This is a genomic window from Pseudomonas monteilii NBRC 103158 = DSM 14164 (assembly GCF_000730605.1).
Classification (GTDB): domain Bacteria; phylum Pseudomonadota; class Gammaproteobacteria; order Pseudomonadales; family Pseudomonadaceae; genus Aquipseudomonas; species Aquipseudomonas monteilii.
The window spans coordinates 54,430-73,163 of sequence record NZ_BBIS01000018.1 but is presented as its reverse complement, the minus strand read 5'-3'; the positions used below and the strand labels follow the sequence as shown (position 1 = coordinate 73,163).

11 protein-coding genes are annotated in these 18,734 nt (G+C 64.3%); 3 read left to right on the top strand and 8 right to left on the bottom strand.

The window, feature by feature from the left end; translation table 11 throughout:
- Window positions 1-38 precede the first annotated feature (38 nt).
- Together treS and glgB are read left to right on the top strand one after the other, a co-directional pair.
- A complete protein-coding gene (gene treS, locus PM2_RS11150) occupies window positions 39-3,359 on the top strand; it encodes a maltose alpha-D-glucosyltransferase (protein ID WP_028699031.1) in 3,321 nt (1,106 codons plus the stop codon).
- Window positions 3,356-5,566: a 1,4-alpha-glucan branching protein GlgB gene (glgB, locus tag PM2_RS11145; RefSeq protein WP_028699032.1), complete on the top strand. Its 2,211-nt coding sequence runs from the start codon at window positions 3,356-3,358 to the stop codon at window positions 5,564-5,566. The genes treS and glgB overlap by 4 nt, the downstream gene beginning before the upstream one ends.
- A gap of 100 nt (window positions 5,567-5,666) precedes the next feature.
- Here glgB and PM2_RS11140 read toward each other — a convergent pair whose 3' ends face one another.
- A complete protein-coding gene (locus PM2_RS11140) occupies window positions 5,667-6,743 on the bottom strand; it encodes an autotransporter domain-containing protein (RefSeq protein ID WP_016711537.1) in 1,077 nt (358 codons plus the stop codon).
- Window positions 6,744-6,932: 189 nt separating this feature from the next.
- Between PM2_RS11140 and PM2_RS31790 the strand changes: the two genes are divergently transcribed.
- Window positions 6,933-7,058: a hypothetical protein gene (locus PM2_RS31790; RefSeq protein WP_256127519.1), complete on the top strand. Its 126-nt coding sequence runs from the start codon at window positions 6,933-6,935 to the stop codon at window positions 7,056-7,058.
- 31 nt (window positions 7,059-7,089) lie between these two features.
- Here PM2_RS31790 and glgX read toward each other — a convergent pair whose 3' ends face one another.
- From glgX to PM2_RS31170, 7 genes are all read right to left on the bottom strand, one after another.
- The gene (gene glgX / locus PM2_RS11135) at window positions 7,090-9,243 is read right to left on the bottom strand and encodes a glycogen debranching protein GlgX (RefSeq protein ID WP_016711536.1); all 2,154 of its coding nucleotides are present in this window, start codon (window positions 9,241-9,243) and stop codon (window positions 7,090-7,092) included.
- Between the two features lie 152 nt (window positions 9,244-9,395).
- Window positions 9,396-9,677, bottom strand: coding sequence for a DUF2934 domain-containing protein (locus tag PM2_RS11130; protein ID WP_371059035.1), 282 nt, complete (start codon window positions 9,675-9,677; stop codon window positions 9,396-9,398).
- 17 nt (window positions 9,678-9,694) lie between these two features.
- A complete protein-coding gene (locus PM2_RS11125) occupies window positions 9,695-12,469 on the bottom strand; it encodes a malto-oligosyltrehalose synthase (protein ID WP_028699033.1) in 2,775 nt (924 codons plus the stop codon).
- Window positions 12,466-14,535: a 4-alpha-glucanotransferase gene (gene malQ, locus PM2_RS11120; protein WP_028699034.1), complete on the bottom strand. Its 2,070-nt coding sequence runs from the start codon at window positions 14,533-14,535 to the stop codon at window positions 12,466-12,468. The genes PM2_RS11125 and malQ overlap by 4 nt, the downstream gene beginning before the upstream one ends.
- The gene (gene treZ, locus PM2_RS11115; protein ID WP_028699035.1) at window positions 14,532-16,274 is read right to left on the bottom strand and encodes a malto-oligosyltrehalose trehalohydrolase; all 1,743 of its coding nucleotides are present in this window, start codon (window positions 16,272-16,274) and stop codon (window positions 14,532-14,534) included. The genes malQ and treZ overlap by 4 nt, the downstream gene beginning before the upstream one ends.
- 14 nt (window positions 16,275-16,288) lie before the next feature.
- Window positions 16,289-17,848, bottom strand: a complete 1,560-nt coding sequence (gene glgA, locus PM2_RS11110; protein WP_016711531.1) for a glycogen synthase GlgA — start codon at window positions 17,846-17,848, stop codon at window positions 16,289-16,291.
- Window positions 17,849-18,412: 564 nt separating this feature from the next.
- Window positions 18,413-18,580: a DUF6026 family protein gene (locus PM2_RS31170; protein ID WP_169739396.1), complete on the bottom strand. Its 168-nt coding sequence runs from the start codon at window positions 18,578-18,580 to the stop codon at window positions 18,413-18,415.
- Window positions 18,581-18,734: the final 154 nt, after the last annotated feature.

The following is an 18,734-nucleotide window of genomic DNA, read 5'->3' as shown; positions in this document are numbered from 1 at the left end:
TCAGGGCTAGAGCAACAAAGGATAGAAAGGAGTCACCCATGGCCAAGCGTTCCCGCCCGGCAGCCTTCATCGACGACCCGCTGTGGTACAAGGACGCCGTCATCTACCAGCTGCACATCAAGTCGTTCTTCGATTCGAACAACGACGGCATCGGCGACTTCGCCGGCCTGATCAGCAAGCTCGACTACATCGCCGAGCTGGGCGTCAACACCCTGTGGCTGCTGCCGTTCTACCCCTCGCCACGGCGCGATGACGGCTACGACATCGCCGAATACAAGGCCGTGCACCCTGATTACGGCAGCCTGGCAGACGCCCGCCGTTTCATCGCCGAGGCCCACAAGCGCGGCCTGCGGGTGATCACCGAACTGGTCATCAACCACACCAGCGACCAGCACCCGTGGTTCCAGCGTGCCCGCCATGCCAAGCGCGGCAGCAAGGCAAGGGACTTCTACGTGTGGTCGGACGATGACCAGAAGTACGACGGCACGCGCATCATCTTTCTCGACACTGAAAAGTCCAACTGGACCTGGGACCCGGTCGCCGGCCAGTACTTCTGGCACCGCTTCTATTCGCACCAGCCCGACCTCAATTTCGACAATCCCCAAGTGCTCAAGGCGGTGATCGGCGTTATGCGTTTCTGGCTCGATCTGGGCGTCGACGGCCTGCGCCTGGATGCCATCCCCTACTTGATCGAACGTGATGGCACCAACAACGAAAACCTCGCCGAAACCCACGATGTCCTGAAGGCCATCCGCGCCGAAATCGACGCCAACTACCCCGACCGCATGCTGCTGGCCGAGGCCAACCAGTGGCCCGAGGACACCCGCCCGTACTTCGGCGAAGGCGAAGGCGACGAGTGCCATATGGCCTTCCATTTCCCGCTGATGCCGCGCATGTACATGGCCCTGGCCATGGAAGATCGTTTTCCGATCACCGACATCCTGCGCCAGACGCCGGAAATCCCCGCCAACTGCCAATGGGCGATCTTCCTGCGCAACCACGATGAGCTGACCCTGGAAATGGTCACCGACCGCGAGCGCGACTACCTGTGGAACTACTACGCCGAAGACCGCCGCGCCCGCATCAACTTAGGCATCCGCCGGCGCCTGGCGCCACTGCTGCAGCGTGACCGCCGGCGTATCGAGCTACTCACCAGCTTGCTGCTGTCGATGCCCGGGACGCCGACCTTGTACTACGGCGACGAACTGGGCATGGGTGACAACATCTACCTGGGTGATCGCGATGGCGTGCGCACGCCCATGCAGTGGTCGCCAGACCGCAACGGCGGCTTTTCGCGCGCCGACCCGCAGCGCCTGGTGTTGCCGCCGATCATGGACCCGCTGTACGGCTACCAGACCGTCAACGTCGAAGCCCAGAGCCACGACCCGCATTCGCTGTTGAACTGGACGCGGCGCATGCTGGCGGTGCGCAAGCAGCAGAAGGCCTTTGGTCGTGGCAGCTTGCGCACGCTCACGCCCAGCAACCGGCGTATCCTCGCCTATATCCGCGAGCACACCGATGCCGATGGCAATACCGAGGTGATCCTGTGCGTGGCCAACGTTTCCCGTGCCGCCCAGGCCGCCGAACTGGAATTGTCACACTACGCCGACAAAGTGCCGGTGGAGATGCTCGGCGGTAGCGCCTTCCCGCCGATTGGCCAGTTGCCGTTCCTGCTCACCTTGCCACCCTATGCCTTCTACTGGTTCCTGCTGGCTTCGCACGACCGCATGCCCAGCTGGCACGTCCAGGCCACTGAGGGGTTACCCGAATTGACTACGCTAGTGCTGCGCAAACGCATGGAAGAATTGCTGGAAGCTCCGTCAAGCGACACCCTTCAGAACAGCATCCTGCCGCAATACTTGCCAAAACGGCGCTGGTTCGCCGGCAAGGAAGGGCCAATCGACGCAGTCAGGCTGTGCTATGGCGTACGCTTCGGCACCGCCACCACGCCAGTTCTGCTCAGCGAAATCGAAGTGCTCGGCGACGGCACGGCCAATCGGTATCAGCTGCCGTTCGGCCTGTTGCGCGAAGAGGACATCAACACCGCGCTGCCGCAGCAACTGGCCCTGTCGCGGGTGCGCCGCGCCCATCAGGTCGGCCTGATCACCGATGCCTTCGTCCTCGAACCCTTCATCCGCGCCGTGCTGCGCGCCTGCCAGGAGGGCATGCGCCTGCCGTGTGGCAACGGCGAGGGTGAGCTGCGTTTCGAAAGCACGGAGCCGTTGGCAGGCCTGGCGTTGAACGACGAAAGTGCAGTGCGCTACCTCAGCGCCGAACAGTCCAACAGCTCGGTGGTGATCGGCGACCGGGTGGTGCTCAAGCTGATCCGCCGGGTCAACCCGGGTATCCACCCCGAACTGGAAATGAGTGCCTACCTCACCGCTGCCGGCTTTGCCAATATCTCGCCGTTGCTGGCCTGGGTCAGCCGGGTGGACGAACAACATGCGCCCCATTTGCTGATGATTGCCCAGGGCTACCTGAACAACCAGGGCGATGCCTGGGCCTGGACCCAGAACACCCTGGAGCGGGCGATCCGCGACCAGATGGAGCCCACCGCCAATGATGCCGAGCCGCACACCGACGCGCTGGCCGAACTCAGCGGTTTCGCGGCCTTGCTTGGCCAGCGCTTGGGTGAAATGCACCTGCTGTTGGCGGCACCCACTGACGATGAGGCGTTCCGCCCGCGCCCCAGCGATGCCAGCGACAGCCAGCACTGGGCCACGCAGATCAGCGCCGAACTGACCCGTGCCCTCGACTTGCTGGCCCAGCACCGCGACAACCTTGACAGCGACAGCCAGGCCTTGGTCGACGACCTGCAGCAACAACGTGACGGCCTGGCCCAACACATCAGCCAGCTGGCCGGGCAGGCCCAAGGTGGCCTGCTGATGCGCGTGCATGGCGACCTGCACTTGGGCCAGGTGCTGGTGGTGCAGGGCGATGCCTACCTGATCGATTTCGAAGGCGAACCGTCCCGACCGCTGGAGGCGAGGCGGGCAAAACACAGCCCGTACAAGGATGTGAGCGGCGTGCTGCGATCCTTCGACTATGCTGCTGCCATGATCTTGCGCAGCGCGTCTGCGGTCGACCTTTCCGGCCCGGCGCGCCAGGCGCGTCAGCGGGTTGCCCGGCAGTACCTGCATCAGTCGCGCCACGCCTTCGTCGAAGCCTACGGCCTGGCCACCGCCGCCATGCCCCATGCCTGGCAACAGGCCCAGGGCGAGCGCGCCGCACTGGAACTGTTCTGCCTGGAAAAAGCTGCCTACGAAATTACATACGAAGCCGAGAACCGTCCAAGCTGGCTGGCCGTGCCTTTGCATGGCCTGCATGGACGATTCGGTACCTGGGGAGAGTCAGAATGAACGTTACAACGCGTGAAAACGGTGGCCTTCGGCAACGGGACCTCGACGCCCTGGCCCGCGCCGAACACGCCGATCCATTTGCGGTACTCGGCCCCCATGGTGACGGTGCGGGCGGGCAGGTGGTTCGCGCCTTTCTGCCCAATGCCCTGAATGTGCGCATCCTGGCGCGGCATGACGGGCGCATCCTCGCCGAAATGGAGCAGGGTAGCCTGCCCGGGTTGTTCAGCGCGCACCTTGATGAGGCACAGCCCTACCTGTTGCACATCGGCTGGGCCGGCGGCGAGCAGGTGACTGAAGACCCTTACAGCTTTGGCCCACAGCTTGGCGACATGGACCTGTACCTGTTCGCCGAGGGCAACCATCGCGATTTGTCCGGGCGTTTCGGCGCCCAGCCGATCCAGGTCGAAGGCATCGACGGCGTGTGCTTCTCGGTGTGGGCGCCCAATGCCCGCAGGGTGTCGGTCGTCGGTGATTTCAACAATTGGGACGGCCGCCGCCACCCCATGCGCCTGCGCCACAGCGCCGGGGTGTGGGAGCTGTTCGTGCCGCGCCTGGGCGTGGGCGAAACCTACAAGTTCGAGGTGCTGGGCAAGGAGGGGATTCTGCCGCTGAAGGCCGACCCGCTGGCCCGCGCCACCGAATTGCCGCCGAGCACCGCGTCCAAGGTCGCCCATGCGCTGAGCCACGACTGGCAGGACCACGACTGGATGGCACAGCGCGCGCAGCGCCATACCTACAACGCGCCGCTGTCGATCTACGAGCTGCACCCTGGGTCGTGGCGCTGCGAGCTGGATGAAGCGGGCGAAGTCGGGCGCTATTACAACTGGCGCGAACTGGCCGAGCGCCTGGTGCCTTACGTACAGCAACTGGGCTTCACCCACATCGAACTGCTGCCGATCATGGAGCATCCGTTCGGCGGCTCCTGGGGCTACCAGCCGCTGTCGATGTTCGCGCCTACTTCTCGCTACGGCAGTGCCGAGGACTTCGCCGCCTTCGTCGATGCCTGCCACCAAGGCGGCATTGGCGTGCTGCTGGACTGGGTGCCCGCGCATTTCCCCACCGATGAACACGGCCTGGCGCGCTTCGACGGCACCGCCCTGTACGAATACGACAACCCCCTGGAAGGCTACCACCAGGACTGGAACACCCTGATCTACAACCTGGGCCGCAACGAAGTGCGCGGCTTCATGATGGCCTCGGCCCTGCACTGGTTGAAGCACTTCCACATCGACGGCTTGCGGGTCGATGCGGTGGCTTCCATGCTGTACCGCGACTACTCGCGCAAGGCCGGCGAGTGGGTGCCCAACCGCTACGGCGGGCGCGAGAACCTGGAAGCCATCGACTTCATCCGTCACCTCAACGGCGTGGCCGCCCACGAGGCCCCGGGCGCGCTCATCATCGCCGAGGAATCCACCGCCTGGCCTGGTGTCAGCCAGCCGACCCAGCAAGGCGGGCTGGGCTTTGCCTACAAGTGGAACATGGGCTGGATGCACGACACCCTGCATTACATCCAGAACGACCCGGTGCACCGCACCTACCACCACAACGAGATGAGCTTCGGGCTGATCTATGCCTACTCCGAGCACTTCATCCTGCCCATCTCCCACGACGAAGTGGTGCATGGCAAGCATTCGCTGATCGACAAGATGCCCGGCGACCGCTGGCAGAAGTTCGCCAACCTGCGTGCCTACCTCACCTTCATGTGGGCGCACCCGGGCAAGAAGCTGCTGTTCATGGGCTGCGAGTTCGGCCAGTGGCGTGAGTGGAACCATGACAGCGAACTGGACTGGTACCTGTTGCAGTACCCCGAGCACCAAGGTGTGCAGCGGCTGGTAAGCGATCTCAACCGGCTGTACCGCGAGGTGCCCGCACTGCATGAGCAGGACTGTCAGCCGCAGGGCTTCCAGTGGTTGATCGGTGATGATGCGCAGAACAGCGTGTACGCCTGGCTGCGCTGGAGCAGCAGTGGCGAGCCGGTGCTGGTGGTGGCCAACTTCACCCCGGTGCCGCGTGAGGGGTATCGGATTGGCGTGCCGTTTGGTGAGCGTTGGCAGGAGTTGTTGAACAGTGATGCCGAGCTTTACGCAGGTTCCAATGTGGGTAACCTGGGCGCGGTGGCCAGTGAGGCAGTGGCCAGCCATGGGCAGCCGCTGTCGCTGGCGTTGAACTTGCCTCCGCTTGGGGTATTGGTGCTCAAGCCCATCTAGTTGGCTGGCTGTCCCGGTCTCATCGCGAGCAAGCTCGCTCCTACAGGTATCGCACACCCCTGTAGGCGCGAGCTTAATCGCGATGAGGCCGGGCCTGCCTCTACCACCGCATCCTCACCCCAAGGCTACCAATCAGCCCATTCAAATCATTGTCATCCACGTCACTGCTGTAATCTGCGCTCACAAACAAGGCCACCGAAGGCGTCACCCGCGCCACCAACCCCAACCCCAATTCCACCGTGGTCGAGTAGCGCGAGCTGGAGATCTTGTCGACCTGGTCCAGCTTCACCTCGTCGGCATTGCTGAAGTCATACCACACGTTGGTCCGCACATAGGGTTCAATCGGCATGCCGCGCACTTCGTAGCGCCCGGACAATTTCGCACCCACCCGGCCACTCCAGCTCGGCTGGCTGTCAAAGGCCTGCAGGGTTTCTTCCTGCACCTGGTTCCCGGGGAAGAACTGTTGGTTGATCAACTGTGCCTGGGGTTCGATCACCCAGTTGCCACCCAGGCGAATCGGGTAACCACCTTCCACCGAAAAGGTCATCGCATGGCCGTTGTCGTCCACGCGCTGGCCGTTCTCGCCACGTCCCAGCACATCGATGCGCGAGCCCATGGCCACGGCGTCCAGGTGCCAGCCCTGTTCATGGGTCATGCTCCAGTAAACGCCCAGGCTTTCCCCGCTTAGGTTCACCGCATTGCGCTGCTTGTCGCCCAACAGTGGGCGCATGCCGTTGAAGCTGCTTTGCAGGTTGTTGTGCCCCACGAAAATCCCTGCGCGATGCACATTACCCGCAGCCGTTTCACGCACGAACAGGTCCGGGCCTATCATCAGTTGCTGGCTGGGTGCCTCAAGCTGCTCCGGGGGTTGTGCGCCGTTGCGCGAGGTGGTCGGGAAAAACTGCGCCCACTGGCTGGCAACCAGGTCCGGTGCCGCCTGCCCGTGGCGTTCGCTCATCTTCTGTGAAAAGGCATTCAGCGTGCCGATGCTCAGGCCACTGGCGCTGACCGGGTCAAGCGACAGCTGCGGCACCGCAGCCTGCTGCAAAAAGCCGGGCGAGGTGGGGTCACCCTGCAATTCGTACGCGAACGTTTCCACCGGGGTTGCCAGAAGCAGCGACGTGGAAACCGCGTAGAAAATGCTGTCGAAGCGCAAGGGGTTCGAGGTGCATTTCATGGCGGATCTCCTTTGTTTTTGTGAGTTACAGCCCGAGGACCTGGTCTGTTGTCACGAGCTGTACGGCAAAAACAGGGGGCGACCCAAACCAGCACGCCAGCCTTCGCAAGCGCGCACAAAGGCGCGAGCTAGAGGCCCGGCGCGAGATCTTTACTGCTAGATAATCTTCAGCTAAGGAGACGACGCCGCTTGCGTCAAGAAAGCGTGAAAGAACTGTTCACGCTTCGTGGTTGGGCTCAAGCCCTTGATTTTTTGAGCAAAGAAGTAGGGCATAGCCGGGTTAGCTATTTGCCGCGCCCCGGCTATGAAGAATGATTGCTAGCGCTCACCTGCACTGCCAGGTGATTCAGTCTTCCTCGTGCTGCAACACCATCAGCAGCATCGACCGCCCTTTGACCTCGAACGTGCTGTCGAACTGCAAGTGCTGCCCCTTGCGCAGCTCCGGCCGGTCGGTATCGACCAGGCAGCTCCAGTACTCGCCTTCTGGCACAGCCGGTAACTTGAACGGCACGATGTCATGGTGAGCATTGAAGATCAGCAATACGGTGGCCTCGGCACCCGGCCGGGCAATACCACTGACCTGCGCACGACCGTCGATGAGCATGCCCAGGCAACGCCCGTGCGGATCTTCCCATTGCTCCACGCTCATTTCGCTGCCATCGGGTGCCAGCCAAGTCACGTCCTTGACACCGATGGCCTCATTGTAGTCCCCCACCAGAAAGCGCGAGCGGCGCAGCACCGGGTAGGCCAGGCGCAGACGGGTGAGGCGTTTGACGAAGGCCAGCAGCTCCTCGCCGTCCTGGTCCAGGTCCCAGTTCACCCAGCCGATCTCGCTGTCCTGGCAGTAGGCATTGTTGTTGCCGTGCTGGGTACGGCTGAACTCGTCGCCGGCAACGATCATCGGCGTGCCTTGGGCCAGCAGCAAGGTGGCGAAGTAGTTGCGCATCTGGCGCATGCGCAAGGCATTGATGCCCGGGTCGTCGGTCGGCCCTTCCACGCCGCAGTTCCACGACAGGTTGTTGTCGGTGCCGTCCTGATTGTTCTCGTCGTTGTCTTCGTTGTGCTTGTGGTTGTAAGACACCAGGTCGCGCAGGGTGAAGCCATCGTGGGCGGTGACGAAGTTGACCGAGGCATACGGGCGCCGGCCACGGTTGTTGAACATATCGCCCGAGGCGGTCATGCGCGAGGCAAAGTCGGCCAGCTGGCCTTCGTCGCCTTTCCAGAACGCCCGCACGGTGTCGCGGAAGCGGTCGTTCCATTCGGCCCAGCCCGGAGCGAAATTGCCGACCTGATAGCCGCCGGGGCCGCAGTCCCAGGGTTCGGCAATCAGCTTGACCTGGCTCAGCATCGGGTCTTGTCGGCAGGCAACGAGGAAACCGTGGCGCTCGCTGTACCCTTCGCGGTAACGGCCCAGGATGGTTGCCAAGTCGAAGCGAAAGCCATCCACATGCATTTCGCCGGCCCAGTAGCGCAGCGAGTCGGTGACCAGTTGCAGCACGCAGGGGTGGCTCAGGTCCAGGGTGTTGCCGGTGCCGGAATCGTTGATGTAGTAGCGCTTGTCGTCCGGCATCAGGCGGTAGTACGAGGCGTTGTCGATGCCGCGCATCGACAGGGTGGGGCCACGCTCGTTACCTTCGGCGGTGTGGTTGTAGACCACGTCCAGAATCACCTCCAGCCCGGCGTCGTGCAGGTGCGCGACCATTTCCTTGAACTCGGCGATCTTGCCGCTGGCCAGGTAGCGCGGGTGGGGGGCGAAGAAGGCGATGCTGTTGTAGCCCCAGTAGTTGTTCAGGCCTTTGTCCAGCAGGTGCTGGTCGTTGACGAAGGCGTGGATTGGCAGCAACTCGATGCTGGAAACGCCCAGTTCCTTGATGTGCTTGAGCAACTCGTCATTGGCCAGGCCAGCAAAGGTGCCACGTAGTTCTTCCGGTACGGCCGGGTGGCGCATGCTGATGCCGCGGGTGTGCGCTTCGTAGATGATGGTGCGTTCCCAGGGGATGAGCACGCGCTGGTCGCGGCCCCAGGTGAACGCGGGGTCGATCACCTTGCATTTGGGCACGAAGGGCGCGCTGTCGCGTTCGTCGAACGACAGGTCGCCGTCGGGGTGGCCGATGGTGTAGCCGAACAGCGCCTCGGACCATTTCAGGCTGCCGACCAGCTGCTTGGCGTAGGGGTCGATCAGCAGTTTGTTGGGGTTGAAGCGGTGGCCGTTCTCTGGCTCGTAGGGGCCGTATACCCGGTAGCCATACACAAGCCCGGGGTGAGCGTCGGGCAAGTAGCCGTGGTAGATCTCGTCAGTGTACTCGGGCAGTTCGATGCGCTCGATTTCCTGTTCGCCGGTGGAGTCGAACAGGCACAGCTCGACCTTGGTGGCGTTGGCCGAGAACAGGGCGAAATTCACCCCAAGGCCATCCCAGGTGGCGCCAAGGGGGAAGGGCAGGCCTTCGCGGATGCGCGATGGGGCAACTGAGCGGGTTTTCTTTGGGGTGCGAGGGCTCATGGCAATCCTCAGGGGCCTTGGTGGAAGGGGAATTGTTTAGTCCTGCACCGGCCTCTTCGCGGGCTTGCCCGCTCCCACAGTACCTCCACAGCGCTGGAGGTTGATGCTGTACGTGTGGGAGCGGGCGAGCCCGCGAAGAGGCCGGTGCAGGCTTAACCGGCAGCCGGTTTTTTCGCCGCCCGGGGCTTTTTCGCCGCAGCGGGTTTGACGCCCGGAAGGGCAGCTACCTTGGGGTCGGCAGGCGCTTTGGGCTCAGCTGCTACCTTGGGCTTGGCCGGCGCCCGCTTGCGCGGCTCCGCCTTCGGTGCCAGTGCCTCAGCCTCGGCTAGCTTGCGGGCCATGTCCCAGTGGCGCTCTTCCTCGCCTACAGGCTTACCCTCGGACTCCCAGATCTGGTAGGCGAATTCGCGAATACGTTTTTCATCGACACTCATCATGACGCTCCTGATGCTCAAGATTGTTGTATCAACAGGTTGACCGGAAACTCTGCCAGCACAGCGCTCAACATCAGCTCCCTAGAAGGGCTGACCGCCGCACAGGGGAAAAGTCCCGTCGAGTTGGCAGGCGACAAGGCAAACGGTAGTACCAGCCGGGTGTCGTCCCAGTTCTGCGCCGGGATCAACGGGGTTGCAGCGCCGCCCAGCAGGCCACTGGCCAGGCGTGGGGCGACGACGATGGCGCGTTCGCCTTCACCCAGGCGGGCAAAGGCGATCACATGGTCTGCATGCCGGCCTTGCACCGTCAGCGGAAGGTAGGCGCCGCGACGGAACAGGTCGGCATGGGCCTGGCGGAAGTCCAGCAGCCGGGCGATCAAGGCCTGCTTGATGCGGCCGTCGCGCCAGTGTGCCAGCAGCTCGGTGGTGGGCGTTGCATCGTCCAGAGTGGCCCGCCTGCAAGCGTAGTCCACGGCGCGGCGGTTGTCCGGATCGACCAGGCTGAAGTCCCAGTATTCGTTGCCCTGGTACAGGTCGGGTACGCCGGGCGTGGTCATGCGTAGCAAGGCCTGCACCAGGCCATTGAGGGCGCCGGGGCAGGCCAGCAGTTGCGCGGCATCGGCCACGGATTTGCGCAGTTGCTGGTTCTCGTTGTCCAGCAACAGGCTGTCGATGTAGCGGGCACAGGCACTTTCGTAGCCTTCGTTCGGGGCGCTCCAGCTGCTGCGCAACTTGGCTTCGCGCAGGGCTTTCTGCTGCCACTGGCGAATGCGCTCCGCATACTGGCGCAGGGCATTGCCATCGTGGAGGTCGAGGTCCAGCGGCCAGCTGCCGAGCAGGGTTTGCAGCAACATCAGTTCGTCGCCGGGGCTGGGGGCCTGACCATCTTCCAGCTGCGTACGTAGCGGTTCGGCCAGCTCGCGCCAATGTTCTACCCGGCTGGCCAGCCACGGGCCACGCTCGCTGAGCACGGCCAGGCGTGCGCGGGTGTCTTCGCCGCGCTTGTGGTCGTGCGTGGCGGTGGTCAGCAGGTTATCGGGGAAGTCGCGCAGGCGCCGCTGGGCTTCGTAGTGGAAGTGCATGGGCGGGGCGCTGAAACGTTCGGCCTCGAAGCCTACGTCGTTGCGCGACAGCAGCCGGGCACTGCGGTAGAAGGCAGTGTCCTCCACGGCCTTGGCGGCACTGGGAGCGGTCAACTGCTGGAAACGCACGCAGGCGTGACGCAACTGCTTGCGGACGCGGCCCGGTGGCAGGTGCCGCCAGCCTTGCCCGCCCAGCCATTGCTCAAGCTGCTCCAGCAGCGGCCAGTCGGCTTCGCCCAGGTCCTGCCGGGCATTGGCCAACGCTTGCTGGAAAAACCCTTCGTCTTCAGCCGGGCGCCCACAGGCGTTGAAGTAGGTGCGGTACACCGGGTAATGCGCCACCAGTGCCTGCAAGGCCCGGCGAATCGCACCCAGGGTCAGGTCGCGGGTCATCAGGTCGTTGCGGGCAACCTGCAATAGCGCTTGGGCCACCGATTCGCAGTCCCCGGCCAGGCTGGCGTTGAGCACCAGGTGGCGCGCCTGACGCACTTCTTCAGGGAAGTCCGGGCGCTCGGTGACGTTGGCCCACAGTTCCGTCAGCGGCATTTCGCCGGTCGGGTCGTGTTGCAGCAGCGAGACCTGGTTCATGAACTCGTAGCCGGTGGTGCCGTCGGTGAGCCAGTCGCGGTGCAGGTGTTCGTTGGCGCCGAGGATTTTCTCCACGTAGATCGGGAAGTGCTCCAGGGCAGCCTGCAAAGGCCGGCGTGCCAACAGGCCATCGACGCGCCGGCGCAGCTTGCGGCAGTAGCCACGTGGGTCGGCAAGGCCGTCGATATGGTCGATGCGCAGGCCGTCCACCAGGCCGCGTTCGATCAGTTCGAACAGCTTGGCGTGGGTGGCCTCGAACACCGCCGCGCGCTCCACCCGCAGCCCGCCCAGCTCGTTGATGTCGAAAAAGCGCCGCCAGTTGATGTCGTCGGCGGCGGTGCGCCAGCTGGCCAGGCGGTAGGTCTGGCGCTCCAGCAGCAGGTGCAGGCGCTTGAAACCGGCCTCGCTGCGGCTGTCGAACGCCAGCAGGGCCGAATCGAGGTCGGCGCCCTCGCGGGCCAGGCGGGCCAGCTCAGTTTGCAGCGGGAGGGCATCGGCAAGCGGCGTGACCGAGTCGCTCAAGGCGGTGAAGTGCTCGGCCAGGGCTTTCAGGGCCGGCTCCGGGCTGAGCGCCAGGATCCAGCCATAGTCGACCGGGCAGATCGGGAAGCGGTGCTCGTAATGCGCCACTTGCAGCAGGCCGTGATGCTTGTCGAATTCCAGCGGTATCTCGCCATGCTTCAAGGCCACGCCATAGTCGCTGCCCAGGAACGGCAGCAGCAGTTGCCCGGCCAGCAGCGGGTCGCTGGAATGCCACTGGATGTCGAAGAATTCTGCATACGGGCTGCGCCGGCCCCAGGCCAGCACGCTCTGCCACCAGGGGTTGTCGGCGCCGCCCACAGCCATGTGGTTGGACACCGTGTCGAGGATCAGCCCCATGCCATGCTGGCGCAGCGCGGCGACCAGCCGCTCCAGTGCCGCCTCGCCACCCAGCTCGGGGTTGACGCAGGTCGGGTCGACCACGTCGTAGCCATGGCGCGAGCCAGCACGGGCTTTGAGGATGGGCGATGCATACAGGTGGCTGATGCCCAACTGGGCGAAGTACGGCACCAGCGGCACGGCATGGTCAAGGGTGAAGTCGCTGTGAAATTGCAGGCGCAGGGTCGCGGTCAGCGGCTTCATCGGTCACGCTCCCAGGCCTGTTCGCGGGCCTGGGCCAGCAGTTCCAGGCGTCGTGCGGCATCTTCGTCATCGAGCAGATCGCGCACTGGCAAGGCGAAGCGCCGGCGCCAGTTGGGGTGCCCGGCGGTGGTGCCCGGCAGGTTGGGCTGCTCGTCACAACCGAGGAGGTCTTCCAAAGGCACCAGCACCAGTGGTGCGCGGGTATGGCCGACGTAGCGGATGGCGGCATCGATCAACGCTTCGTTGTCCTTCAGCGCACCGTAGTTGGCTTCCAGGGTGCGGCGCAGGCCGTCGTGCTCTTTCTGGCGGTCATGGCGCCAGTGCAATTCGGTGGCGGCATCGATCAGCTGCAAGCGGTGGCTCCAGTCGATGTCGCGGTTTTCCAGCCAGCCGGCCAGGGGCGCCAGGTCGTGTGTGCCGGTGGTGGCCAGCGCGTTTTCCGGCCAGTCAAGAATCGGCTTGAACTGGCCGGGCTGGGTTTGCTCGAAGGGCAGCACGCGCATGCCCAGCACGGCTTTCTCTGCCAGGGTTTCGCGCAGGCCATCGGGCACTGTACCCAGGTCTTCGCCGAGAATGATCGCCTGATGGCGCACCGACTCCAGCGCTAGCAGACGCAGCAGGTCGTCCAGCGGGTAGTTGAGGTAGGCGCCTTCGCTGGGTTTTGCCCCTTGCGGGATCAACCACAGCCGGCGAAGGCCCATCACATGGTCAATGCGCAGGCCGCCCGCGTGGGCGAGGTTGGCGCGCAGCATTTCTATGAAGGCGCGGTAGCCATTGCGCTTGAGCCCTTCAGGCGAGAACGCGCAGATGCCCCAGTCCTGCCCGGCACGGTTGAGGATGTCCGGCGGCGCGCCCACCTTCAGGCCTGCCAGCAATTCATCCTGGCGGCTCCAGGCCTGGCTGCCGGCGCCGTCGGCACCCACGGCCAGGTCGGCGATCAGGCCAACGCTCATGCCGTTGCTGCGGGCGGCTTCCTGCGCTCGCTGCAGGCCCCGTTCGGTTAGCCATTGGCAAAAGGCATGGAACTCGACCTTGGCCGGGTAGGCGTTGGCAAAGGCTTCCACTTCAGGGTGGTAAGGGTCGTGCCAGGCCTTGGGCCAGTTGCGCCAGTCGGCGCCCAGGCCATGCTCCACGGCTTGCGCTTGCAGTACCTCGAAGCGGCAGTGGTGCTCCAGGGCTTGGCCACCGGCCTCGCGGAAACTGTCGAAGTCCATGCGCAGTGGGTGGTCGCCTTGACTAAAGCCCTGGTACAGCGCTTCGAGCAGGCGCAGGCGGGCGCTGGCGGCACGTGGCCAATCGACCAGTGAGCCTTGCTCGAGGTCTTCCAATTGCTGCGCCAGGCCGCAGGCTTCGATGGCCATGCGCACCTCCCGCTCCCCCAGCAGTGCAGCGGGGCTGGCATACAGGGTGTTGAGCAACAGCCGGCTGGAAGGCGAATAGGGGCTGTAGTGTTCCTGGTCGATGGCTGACAGGGCGTGGATCGGGCTGATGGCCAAGGCATCGGCGCCGCGTTCGGCAGCGGAACGGGCCAGCTGCTCCAGGGCCAGGCAATCGCCGTAGCCGCCGTCGCCGGGGCGGCGCAGGCTGTACAGCTGCACGGCCAGGCCCCAGCAGCGCGGCGGGGGTTGCGGCACCTTGTCTTCCAGGCTGTGACAGCGCGGCGGTGCCACGGCCACGGTGAAGCGGCGGCTGTCGATTTCCACGTGGTGGTAGCCGATGGGTAGCTCACCGGGCAGGCGTGCCTGATCGTCGAGGCTGAGGGTAAGCGAGGCGTGGTCTTCAAGCGTGCAGTGCGCGACGCTGGCAGCACTGAAGTAGCGTGCCAGCGCCAGTGGCTGGCCAAGGTCGGCGGTCAGCAGTGGTGGCAGGTGCTCGCTGTCTTCTGCTGCCTCCACAGCGCGCAGGCTGGCGGCAATCGCGGTGTCATCGGCGGCGGGGTGGCCCAGGCCTTCCAGAATATTGCGCAGCACTTCATCACTGACGCGCTGGGGCCGGGCGTTGGCGTCGACCCAGTCGCGGCTCAGCCCGACGCGGTTTGCCAAGCGGTGCAGGGCGGTTTCGCTCATGGACGCTCCAGATCAGGGGGAAGCAGGCTGACCACACAGCTGTAGGCCGCCAGTTGGCTATCGGGGTGTCGGGTGTCGCTGCTGTCGAACAGCCGAGTGGACGCTGCGGGTAATTCGATGGACTGCGGTGTGTCGCCCAGGTTCAGGTCGATACGCAGGGTGTTGCCATCGCCCAGGCGCCAGCGTGCGGTCAGCGCCTTTTCGCCGTGCACCTCGGTGCCCAGTGAACGGCTACCGGGCAGGTGCGGGATGACATGGCGGTGGCGCAGGTCGAGCAGTTGCTGGTACAGGCCGTGCCAGCCGGCGATCACTTCCTTGTTTTGCGGGCGTGACGCTTCGAAGGTCTGTTCGGCGTTGGGGTCGGGAATGCGTGCGCGTTGCTCGGGGTCGGCGAACGCGTTGAAGTGAGCGAATTCGCCGCGCCGGCCTTCGCGCACGGCGTCGGCCAGCTGGTCATGAAAGTCGGTGAAAAACAGGAACGGCCGGCAGCTGCCATCGTCATCGCCCATGAACAGCAGCGGGATCATCGGTGCCAACAGCAGCAGGCCAGTGGCCGCCCGCAAGGCCGGCGGCGGGCACAGGCGGGTCAGGCGTTCGCCCAAGGCGCGGTTGCCGACCTGGTCGTGGTTCTGCAGGAACAACACAAAGGCACTGGGCGCCAGGTGCCCGCTGGGTTCACCGCGTGGCGTGCCATGGCGGTTGGCCTGGCCCTGGAACACGAAGCCTTCGGCCAGGCAGCGCGCCAGCTGGTCGATGGGGCGTTGCTGGTAATCGGCGTAGTAGCCTTCGGTTTCGCCGGTCAGCAGCACATGCAGGGCATTGTGGCCGTCGTCGTTCCACTGGGCGTCGAAGCCCTGCTCAAGCAGGCCGGCCTGGTTGTGCTCGTTCTCCAGCACCAGCCACACCTGGCGGCCAGGTTCCACGGCGGCGCGCACGCGTTGCGCCAGCTCGATCAGGAAATCGGGCTGGTCGATGGCATGCACGGCATCCAGGCGCAGGCCATCGCAACGGTAATCGCACAGCCACATCAGGGCGTTCTGGATGTAGTACTCGCGCACCTGCGGGCGGCGGAAGTCGATGGCGGCGCCCCAGGGCGTCTGCCGGTCTTCGCGGAAGAACGGGCTGGCGTACTGGTGCAGGTAATTGCCGTCGGGGCCGAAGTGGTTGTACACCACGTCCACCAGCACCATCAGCCCCAGGCCGTGGGCCTGGTCGACCAGTGCACACAGCTGCTCGGGGGGGCCGTAGGTGTTTTGTGGCGCGAACGGCAGCACGCCGTCGTACCCCCAGTTGCGCTCGCCGGGGAACTGCCCCAGCGGCATCAGCTCAATGGCAGTGATGCCCAGCTCGGCCAAGCGTGGCAACTGTCGGGCAACCCCGGTGTAACCCTCGAGCAGGCCCACATGCAGCTCCTGGATCACTGCCTCGTGCCAGGGGCGACCTTGCCACGGGTGTTGCCAGGCGTAACCGGCCACATCCACCACCTGGCTCGGCCCCTGTACGCCTTCAGGCTGGTAGCGCGAGGCCGGGTCGGCCACCTGCAACTCGCCGTCGATGCGGTAGTGGTAACGGTCACCGGCCTGACACGGTGCAACGCCGGTGTACCAGCCATCTTCATCCGGCAGCAGCGCGATGGCCGGCTGCTGCTCCAGTTCCACGCTCACGCTGCGCGCATCGGGTGCCCAGAGGGCGAAGCGCGCCGACGTGGCGTCCAGCAAGTGTGCGCCATGCCTGTGCATCTTCTGGCCCCCGCTCAGTAATGGCTCAACTGTGCCTGCTTGACCAGGTCCTCGTAGAGGCGGGCGTAGGGTTCCACCGCCTGGCACCAGTTGAACGGTTGAGTCATCGACAGGCAGCGCATGGCGTTCAGCAGGTCCTTCTTGCCGTACACATAGAAGGCGCGGCTGAGTGCCTGGCGGTAGCTCTCGACGGTGGACTCGTTGAACAGGAAGCCGGTAACGCCGCACTCGATGGTGTCGGCCAGGCCGCCAGTATTGCGCGCCACCGGCAGCGAGCCGAAGCGTTGTGCATACATCTGGCTGAGGCCGCACGGCTCGTAGCGCGACGGCATCAGCAAGAAGTCGCTGCCGGCGAACATGCGCCGTGCGTCGGTTTCGTTGAAGCCGATGCGCACGCCAATGCGGCCCGGGTGGCGCAGCGCCAGTTCACGCATGGCCTGTTCTTCTTCCGGCTCGCCACGGCCGATGATCGCAATCTGCCCGCCTTGCTCGACGATGTAGTCGGCCACACCCAGAGTCAGGTCCAGCCCCTTTTGATAGACGAGCCGCGAAACTACGGCGAACAGCGGGCCTTCCGAGGCTTCCAGGCCGAACAGATCACGCACTTCCTGGGTGTTGCGTGCCTTGCCTTCCCAGTCGTTGATGCTGAAGTTGTGCTGCAGGTGCTTGTCGGTGGCCGAGTCCCAGCTTTCATCGATACCGTTGGGAATACCCCCGAGCAGGCCTTGCTGGGCCTTGCTGGACAGGAAGCCGTCCAGGCCGCAGCCAAATTCGGGTGTGGTGATTTCCCGGGCATAGGTGGCGCTGACCGTGGTGATGTGGCTAGAGTAGGCCAGGCCCGCCTTGAGGAACGACAGCTTGCCGTAGAACTCCATGCCTTCTTGCTGCATGGCGTGGTCGGGAATCGCCAGCTCAGGGCTGCAACCCCGGCTGTACACACCCTGGTAGGCCAGGTTGTGAATGGTGAACAGGGTAGGCGTGCTTAGCCCGCGCCAATGCATGTAGGCCGGGGCCAGGCCGGCGGGCCAGTCATGGGCGTGCACCACTTCGGGTGTCCAGTGGATCTTGCCTTCGCCTGCGGCGATTTCGGCCGCAGCCAGGCCCAGGCGGGCGAAGCGGATGTGGTTGTCGGGCCAGTCGCGGCCATTGTTGGCACCATAGGGCGTGCCGTCGCGTTGGTACAGTTCGGGGCAGATCAGCACATAGATCACCAGGCCGTCGGCCATGTCCATGCGCCCGATCTTGCACGGCGGCAGTGCCGCGTGGCCGCCCAGTTCACCGACGATGTGGATGGGGTTGTCGCTATCCATCACCTGGCGGTAGCCGGGGATCAGCACCCGCACATCGTGCAGGTGCGCCAGGGCGCGGGGCAGGGCGGCAGATACGTCACCCAAGCCACCGGTTTTCACCAGGTCGGCGATTTCCGACGTCACGAACAGGATCTTGCGCTTGTTGGGGTTGTGCTGGCGCTGGGCGCCGGGTGCCGTGCCTGTCTTGGCGAAGTCCGGGGTGAGCGGCTCGCGGTTGTCCGGGTTGAATGAATCTACGTGAGGCTCGACAGCGGCACTGATCATACTTCTCTCCGTCCCTATGCTTTGGCCGGGTGCTGGCACCCGTGGCGATATATCGTGTGAGTTCTCTCTAATTCGGATCTGCGTAGTGCGTTCCATGCCCCTGAGTCGTGCGCGCAGGCACAGCGCTGTCGGCATTCCGGCCGCAGGCGAGTGGACTGGTTGGGGTGGGTGGGCCGTGGCTGGGAGTGCCCCATCCGTTTGGCCTACTTAATTCCTGACCTACCGGCTTTCCTTAAAGTTCGACTTTTTTTCGTCACTCTTCCCTTGAGCAAATGGCGGGCCGAAAACCGAGTGTAGGAGAGAACGCGATAAAAAGGTGACCCACTGGTCATTAATGTGAGGTGCGAAATAGACGCAAACGTTGGCGTATTCGACTGGATGTGAAAAGGTTTGCCGGAGGCGTTTTGCGGGTGCGCCAAATTGTGGCTGGAATGGGAGCTTGCACCATAGTGGGGCGTTGGAAAGGTGTTTGTGTCTTTGCCAGTGACCCGCGAAGGGGCCTGACCTGGAAAGGTAGAGTCAGCAGGTGGGAGCCCTACAGCCCCCACTGAGAGGAAGGAAAGATCAGAGGCTGACGGCCTTGCCGTCGGTAAGCGCTTGCGCCAGCAGCAGGTTCAGTTGGGCGACCTGCTGGCGCAGTTGGTCACGTTCGTCTTTCAGTTTACGCAGCTCATCACGGCGCACGGAGACATAGAGTGTCTGGGTTGGGGTTGCAGGCATCAAGGTACCCATGAGCACACCTCGCGGTTTTGGCTGGTGACAAGTCAAAGCGTAGACGCTTCACGCGGGGCGCATTCTGAATTCTTTTGCAGGGCTTGGGAACTTTTTTGTTTATCGTGGTCTCGCCGTTCGTCGCTGAACCCTCATGCGGTACGCTGGACTAATC